The sequence below is a fragment of the Rudaea sp. genome (assembly GCF_036383415.1).
GTDB lineage: Bacteria > Pseudomonadota > Gammaproteobacteria > Xanthomonadales > Rhodanobacteraceae > Rudaea.
Map to the genome: position 1 here is coordinate 1 of NZ_DASVOK010000237.1, position 7355 is coordinate 7355.

Annotated in this window: 10 protein-coding genes; all 10 read right to left on the reverse strand. The window is 66.0% G+C overall.

What is annotated here, in order from left to right:
• Positions 1-1019: TolB family protein (locus VF497_RS09065; protein WP_414706872.1), on the reverse strand; the 1019-nt coding region annotated here is incomplete at its 3' end.
• A gap of 116 nt (positions 1020-1135) precedes the next feature.
• Complete coding sequence (gene rimI, locus VF497_RS09070; protein ID WP_330887866.1) at positions 1136-1615, reverse strand: ribosomal protein S18-alanine N-acetyltransferase; 480 nt, start codon at positions 1613-1615, stop codon at positions 1136-1138.
• 4 nt (positions 1616-1619) lie between these two features.
• Positions 1620-2093 (reverse strand): hypothetical protein, encoded by a 474-nt coding sequence (locus tag VF497_RS09075; RefSeq protein ID WP_330887868.1) that lies wholly within the window; start codon positions 2091-2093, stop codon positions 1620-1622.
• Positions 2093-2704, reverse strand: coding sequence for an ABC-type transport auxiliary lipoprotein family protein (locus VF497_RS09080; RefSeq protein ID WP_330887871.1), 612 nt, complete (start codon positions 2702-2704; stop codon positions 2093-2095). Before VF497_RS09080 ends, VF497_RS09075 begins: the two co-directional genes overlap by 1 nt.
• Positions 2701-3639 (reverse strand): MlaD family protein, encoded by a 939-nt coding sequence (locus VF497_RS09085; RefSeq protein ID WP_330887873.1) that lies wholly within the window; start codon positions 3637-3639, stop codon positions 2701-2703. Before VF497_RS09085 ends, VF497_RS09080 begins: the two co-directional genes overlap by 4 nt.
• A 222-nt stretch (positions 3640-3861) precedes the next feature.
• A complete protein-coding gene (locus tag VF497_RS09090; protein WP_330887875.1) occupies positions 3862-4806 on the reverse strand; it encodes a DegV family protein in 945 nt (314 codons plus the stop codon).
• 98 nt (positions 4807-4904) lie between these two features.
• Positions 4905-5714 (reverse strand): ABC transporter ATP-binding protein, encoded by an 810-nt coding sequence (locus tag VF497_RS09095; RefSeq protein WP_330887877.1) that lies wholly within the window; start codon positions 5712-5714, stop codon positions 4905-4907.
• Positions 5715-5737: 23 nt separating this feature from the next.
• Positions 5738-6535, reverse strand: coding sequence for an ABC transporter permease (locus VF497_RS09100; protein ID WP_330887879.1), 798 nt, complete (start codon positions 6533-6535; stop codon positions 5738-5740).
• 2 nt (positions 6536-6537) lie between these two features.
• The gene (locus tag VF497_RS09105) at positions 6538-6873 is read right to left on the reverse strand and encodes an STAS domain-containing protein (protein ID WP_330887881.1); all 336 of its coding nucleotides are present in this window, start codon (positions 6871-6873) and stop codon (positions 6538-6540) included.
• On the reverse strand, positions 6874-7355 hold a 482-nt coding region (locus VF497_RS09110), incomplete at its 5' end, for an ATP-binding protein (RefSeq protein WP_330887883.1). It abuts the gene before it with no gap.

Genomic DNA, 7355 nt, shown 5'->3' on the forward strand with positions numbered 1-7355 from the left:
AAGCTGCCGACGGAAAGCTGGTTTGGCAGTTCGATGCGCCCGCGTTGCCTGGCGCTCGGCCAATCGATCACTGCGAGCCGTGCCGAGTTGTAGGTCTGACCTGTCTGCGGCGTCACCGCCGCATACAGCGTATGGCCGTCAGCACTGAAACGCGGTTTGCCGTAGCTGTCGCCGGCATCGAGCGAATCCGCGCCGGTCAGGCGCTTAGGTTCATCGCCGTCGACGGAAACCTGGAACAGGTCGGCGTTGGTGAACTGCCACGCGGCGCGATCGCGATTGCGGCTCGCGACGAAGACCACGCTGCGCCCGTCCGGCGCCCAGGTCGATCCCGCGTTCTCGTCGGGCGCGGAATAGCCGGGCAGCTTGGCGAGCGCGCTGCCCGCGATCAGGTCGCGCGCGTCGTTCGCGCCTATCGTCTGCACGAACGGGTGCGGGCGCGTGTCCTCGATCCACTTGTCGAAGTTGCGGATCGGAAATCCCGTGTAGACGTGCGCCTTGTACTTGCGCTCCTCATGTTCCTTGGCGACGCGCTCGTTGTCCTTGTCGTTCTTCGCTTCGGTGAAGACGTGGCTGGTGAACAACAGGCGCTTGCCGTCGGGCGAGAACTCCGGTTCGGTCGCGCCGGTGGACAGGGTCGTCGCCTTGATCGCTTCGCCACCCTGGGCGAGGTCGAGGATCCAGACCTGCGCGATCTTGTCGTCGCCGCGCTTGGCCGCAAACGCGATGCGCCTGGAGTCCGGGCTCCAGGCGATGCCGTTCTCCGCGGTCTTGCTCGCGGTCAGGCGCCGCGCCGGGGCGCTGCCATCGGTGGCGACAAGCCAGAGATGCGTCGCGCTCTCGTCCTTCTTGTAGCTCGGTTCGCTGACGTTGAATGCGGCGAACTTGCCGTCGGGACTGGTGACCGGTGCGCCGACGCGTGGCATCAGCCAGAGGTCTTCGTGGGTGATGACCTTCTTGTCTTCGGCGTGCGCCGACGCCGCGATTGCAGAAAGTGCAAAAAGATACTTGTGGAATTTCATGATATCCCCGATTTGGATTCCTTTTTCTCGTCCTTCCGGTGAAGGTCGGAATTCAGAGTCTTATTCTGGTTTTGACAGACAATGAGTTCCCGCTTACGCGGAAACGACACTTGTGATCACGCTTCCGGCGGCAACAGTTCCATCGCCATCACGATCGCATCCTCGCGCCCGTGCTTCGCCGGATAGTAATTCGGCCGCGTCGCGATCTCGTTGAAACCGAGCGTCGGATACAGCGCGACCGCGGCGCGGTTGGACGGGCGCACTTCAAGGAAGATGCGCTGCACGCGGTGCCAGCGCGCAAGCTCGATCATGCGCTTGACCAGATGCCGGCCGTGGCCATGTCCTTGGTGCACCGGCGTGACGCAGGCGTTGAGCAGATGCGCTTCGCCCGCGGCGACCGAGAGGATGCCGTAGCCGATGATCTCGCCGCCCTGGTCCAGCACCCAGCATTCGTAGCCGGCACGCAGGCAGTCGCGGAAGATGCCGGGCGTCCACGGGAATTCATAGGCAGCCACCTCGATCGCGGCGACGGCATCGATGTCATCGACGTGCATCACGCGCATCTGCGATCGCGGCTCGGCGAGAATCGCGACCATCGTGCTAACCCGCTGCTCCACGCAGCCGACGCGCAACGGGTTTCAGTGCCTGCCACAATGCGCGCTTGTCCGCGGCGATACCGGGTAGATGCGCAGGATCGGCGGTCACCGCGATGGTCGCTGTATTTTGCTGCATTGTGGACAATTGCGCACCGAGCGCGCGCGCCATCGCCGCACCGAGTACGAGATAGGCAGGCGCATCCGCGACGTCGTCAAGCTCTCCATTCACGTCTGCCTCGAGCCAGCTGATGGCGCCGGCGGAAACGCCGAGAGTGTGCGGCAAGTGTTTGAACAGACGCGCAAGACGCGCGTCCGCGCGCGCGCTGCGCGCGCAGACGACGGCCAGCCGCGTCGATGCGGGACCCGTCGCAAGGCTCGCATCCGCTGCATTCGCAATCTTCGTTGCGACTGTGCGCGCGCGCAGCGCATAGACATCGATGCCCATCGCCTCAAGCATGTGCAGCCGCGCCGCGTCCATCACGGCTTGCCGCCCGTCAGCGCGACGAGATCGGCCTGGAACTTCGCGAATGCCGCGTCGACCGCGGTGCCGAAGGCCTGCGCGGTCGCGGCCATGGTCTCGCCCGCCGCGGCCTGTTCGGCGCGATAGCTCTGTTCGAGCAGCGGCTCGCCGGAGTCCTGTTCGACACGCATTTCGAACGCGACCTCGGCGACGGCGCCCTGCGCCTGCGGTACGCGCTCGTAGCGCAGGATGCGGCCGCGGACGCGCAATGCCTCCACGCTCGCCGGCAGGCGGTCGGTGACGAGCGCGGAAACGCCGGCGTCACGCAGGCGGTTGGTCAGGCGCTCCTGCAGGCCGCGCGAAGGCGGATCGCTCCACAGCTGATAGTGGTAGGCGCGCAGCGCGCCAGCGTCGGGCGTCGTCGCGTAGAGCACCGACTGCTCGGCATAGACGCCTTCGGCGCGAAACGTGGCGACTTCGATCGGCAGCACCGTGAGCGGTTGCGGCAGATGTTGCTGCGCGGGCGGCGGCGGCAGCTGATAGTAGGTGACGTCGGGCACGGTGGGCGGCGAACATGCGGCCAACATCAATGCTGGCACGATCGCGGCGACAAATCGCAGGCGCGTCATTTCGGCTCCTCCTCGATCTTGTCGCGCTTCGGCGCGATCAGCAGGCGGTTCGGGCTCATGCGCACCTCGCGCGAGAACTCGTTGAAGTTGCGCGCGGCCACGGCGAGGTTCTGCGTGATCGAGTCGATGCGTTCGGACAGCGAGGCGAGGATGCCGCGCAGGTCGTCGACCGAGTCGCGCACTCCGGGGCGGTTTTCGCGGATCACCTCGTCGAGCTGGCTGACCGCGCTGTTTAGCTTGGTGCGGGTCTCGCCGAGATCGTGGGTCAAGGTCTGCACATTGCCGAGGATCGCGCCGATCGCCGCGCGGTTCTGCGGCTTGAGCAGGTCGTCAACCGACGCCGACGCCGAATTGAGCCGCTGCAGCAACTGGCGCGACTGGTCGACGATTTCCGGCGTGCTCTCGTCGAGCTTGGTCGCGATCGAATCGACATGCGTGGTCAGGGTCTTCACCAGCGGCGACACCTGGTTGCGCGTGAGGTCGCTGAGCTGCACGGCGAGTGCATTCATCGACGAGAACAGGTCGGCGTTCTCGACCCCGGCAAGTTCGCCGCCCGGCTTGGCCATGTCCGCGCTCGCCCCCTCGCTGATGCCGATCGCGACGTCGGCAAGCAGGCCGGTCGAAGTCAGGCGCGCGACCGAATCCTTCGGGATCGGCCAGTCGCGGCGCACGGCGAACGTGACCTTGTAGCGTGTCTCGATCTTGCCGGCGCGCGGTGCGCGCTCGGGATCGATCGTCGACACCTGGCCGATGCGGAAGCCTTCGTAGAACACCGGCGCGCCATCGCGCAGGCCGGTGACGTTGCGGTAGCGCGCGACGTAGTCCGAACTGGCGCCGCCGCGGCCGGTAATTGCGGCGAGCGCGACGAGCAGCAGCGCGGCCGCGGCTGCGACAACGCCACCGACCAGCACATAGTTGATGTTGTCGCGTTTCACCCGCGCGCTCCGAAGCCCTCGCGGCACCGGCGCCGCATGCCGGAATCATACACGGCGGCCGGGAGTGGAAGTACGTACAAAACCTGTCCTCAAAGCGTAGCGAGCGAAGAGAATTTGTGCGTCGCCGGAGCGCAGGAACCGGAGCATACACACGAGTATGTGAGGATTCCGAGCACCGCCGGCGCGCAAATTATCGAGCGCAGTGGCTTTGAGGACAGGTTTTCAGAACTTCGCGTCGTGCTCCAGCGCAGCAAACCCCAGCGTCACCGCGCCGACGCCGACGTTGACCATGCCGGTCACGCTCATCGGGCTTTCGAGCACCTGGATGCCGTGCTCGGCGCAGGTTTCCTTGAGCGCGGCGTAGCCCGGAAGCGCAGCCAGTTCGGCGAGGTCGCCGCCATAGCTCACGCACAGCACGGGCACGAGCAGGCCGGCTCGCACGCGCGCCTGCGTGTAGGCGAACAGCATCTTCGCCCCCGCGTCGAAACCGCGCACCTTGCCGACCGGGCCGGTCTCGCCGCGCCAGCCGCGCAGGATCGGCTTGATGTCGAGCGCGCTGCCGAGCGCCGCGCTGAGCAGGCCGACACTGCGGTCGCCCTTCTTCTGCGCCCGCGCCCTGAGGTAGTAAAGGTCGCGCGGCAGCATGTAGCCGTAGCTGTTCTGGGCGATGAACTCGAGGCGCTCGCGCATTGCACCGACGCTCGCGTTCGCGGCGATCAGCTGTGTTGCCTCGTAGACGGCAACGCCCTGGCCCGCGAACAGCGTCTGGCCGTCGATGACGCGCATGAGGAACGGCCCGTCGACGCCGGCGGCCTTGCGCGGCGCCTGGTAGCTGTTGAGGATGGCGAAGCTGGCCTTGCGCGCGTGTTCGAAGATCGGGCTGCGCGTGGACGTGATCGTCAGGCAGAACACGCAGTCATAGTCGATCACGAGGCGCTCGAGGAACACGTCGCGAACCTGTTCAACCGTATACGGCTCGGTTTCCGCGGCCGCGCCGCGTGCACCCAGATTTTCGGCGAGATAGCGCGCGATCAGCGTCGGATCGCGGTTGTCGACGAGTGTTTCCTCGCCGATGCGGATGCTGATCGGAAGAATGCCGATGTCGTGCTCGGCGAAAAACTCCGCCGGCAGATCGCAGGCGGAATCAACGACGATACCGAAACGCACGCGGCCCCTCCGACAAGGCTTGTTGCCTTTTTTATGTGATTGCGGACCATCATACAACGCACGGCGGCATTTCGTTATGTGGTTCACGAAATGCGCCATCAGACCGGCGCGGCGTGCTCCTCGGTCAGACGGCGCAGATAGGCGTCGGCATCGACCGGCGTCTCGCGCGGGCGACGGTTGAGCAGGTCCTGGATGCGCTCGTTGTCGGCGTGCCGGATCTTGTCCACCGTGTTGGTCATCAGGATCTCGCCCTGGTCGAGCACGGTGATCGTGTCGGCGATCTTGAACGCGCTTTCGAGCTCATGCGTGACCACGACGATGGTCATGCGCAGCGCGTCGCGCAGGCGCAATATCAGCTCGTCGAGTTCGGCCGAGACAACCGGATCGAGGCCGGCCGAAGGCTCGTCGAAAAACAGCAGCTTCGGGTCCATCACGATCGCGCGCGCCAGCGCCGCGCGCTTGATCATGCCGCCGGACAACTGCGCCGGCATCAGCTCCTGGAAGCCGCCGAGGTTGACTACCTCGAGCTTGAGCCGGCTCATGATGCGGATCGTGTTCTCGTCGAGCTGCGTCATCTCGCGCAATGGCAGCGCGACATTGTCGCCGACACTGAGCGAGGTCAGCAGCGCACCGCCCTGGAACGACACGCCAATCTGCCGGCGCACGCCGAGCATCTGCGCCTCGTCCGCCTCGCCGATGTCGACGCCGAGCAGCTTGATCGTGCCACTGCGCGGTCGGTGCAGGCCGAGCAGATGGCGCAGCAGCGTGCTCTTCCCCGAACCCGAGCCGCCCATGATCACGCGGATCTCGCCCGCGTGAACGTTGAAGTCGACGCCCTTGAGGATACGGCGACGGCCGTACCAGGCTTCGAGTTTTTCGACTTCGATCAGGGGCTGCGACGAGACCACGCGACTGCTCCGTTCCCGACTGCTCAGCGATTGAGGAAGAACGAAAAGATCATGTCTGCCACGATGATGTAGCAGATCGACAGCACGACCGAACGCGTAGTCGCGCGGCCTACACCCTCGGCGCCGCCGCTCACGGAAAAGCCGGTACTGATGCCGATCAGCGAGATCAGGATCGCGAACACGACCGACTTGGCCAGGCCCTGGCCGAGATCACCCGGCGTCAGCAGCGCGAGCGTCTGCGAAATATATGCGCCCGGTGTGACGTTGAGCGCGGGCGCGGAATAGACCGCGGCACCGAAGATCGCGATCGCATCGGCGAAGATGGTCAGCGCGGGCAGCATGAGCAGCATCGCGAACAGCGCCGGCGCAGCGAGGTAGCGCACCGGATCGATGCCGATCACGGCGAGCGCGTCGACTTCCTGGGAGACGTTCATCGAGCCGATGCGCGCGGCCAGCGCCGAGCCCGAGCGACCGGCAACCAGAATGGCCGTGATTAGCGCGCCGAATTCGCGTGTCACCGATTTGGCCACGGCGATGACGACTTGCGACTGCGCGCCGAACTCGCTCAACGCGGCGACGAACTGGATGCCGAGCATGATGCCGATGACCAGCGCGAGCAACGCCGTGATCGGCAGCGCATCGACGCCGATCTGACGCATCTGCTCGAACACCGACGGCACACGCACCGGCTGGCCGCGGCGCCAACCAGTCAGCGCAAAGCCGACGCTTTCGATCAGCAGCATCGCCGCGTGGCCGATGCCGGCGAGCGACTTCAGCGTCGCGCGACCGAGCGATTCGAGCGGGCGCGTGATCGCATCCATGCTCAGGCCGATCGCGCCGCGTCGAGGTCGGCGAAAATCGGAAACACGCGGTCGAGGCGCGCGAGCTGGAGCACGGCCATGACCGCGCCGCTCACGCCGACGAGGCCGAATTTCCGGTTGTGGCTGCGCGCGTTCTGGAAACCTTCGACCAGCGCGGCGATGCCGGACGAGTCGATGTAGCTGACCTGCGACAACTCGACGCCGACCTTGCCGGTGTCGCCGAGCGCGTCGAGGATCGCGCGCCGCACCTGCTGCGACCAGGACAGGTCGACCTCGCCCTTCAGTCGCACGAGCACGTAGTCGCCCAGGGTTTCGCTGACGCATTCGTTGGCGTTCACTCAATCGCTCTCCCGATCGCTATGCACCTGTGGCGGAATCTGCTTGCGCATGACCAAGCGGTTGCCGCGCCCGCCCGGCAGCCCTTCGATATGCCAGAAATCCATCGTCGCGTCGATGAAGGCGACGCCGAGGCCGCCGGCGCGGCACTCGGACAGGTCGCGCGGCTTGATCCGCGACGTATCGACGCAAGGCGCTTCGTCGCGCAGTTCGAAACCGAGCATATCGCGCTCGCGCGTGACGCGCAGTGCGATCGTTCCGGTTTCGCCGTCGCAGTACGCGTGGCGCATGACATTCGTGCAGGCCTCGTCGACGACAAGGACGAGGCGGTCGCGCAGTTCGGGTGCCACGTCCTCGGCATCGAGCACGGTGCGCAACTCGGCGCGCACGCGGCGCATCTCGCGCGGATCGGCCGGGAAGCGCAGTGCGAGCAGCTCGCGCACTTCGCTGCCGCGCGGCTCCTGCAGCAGCAGCAACGTCGTGT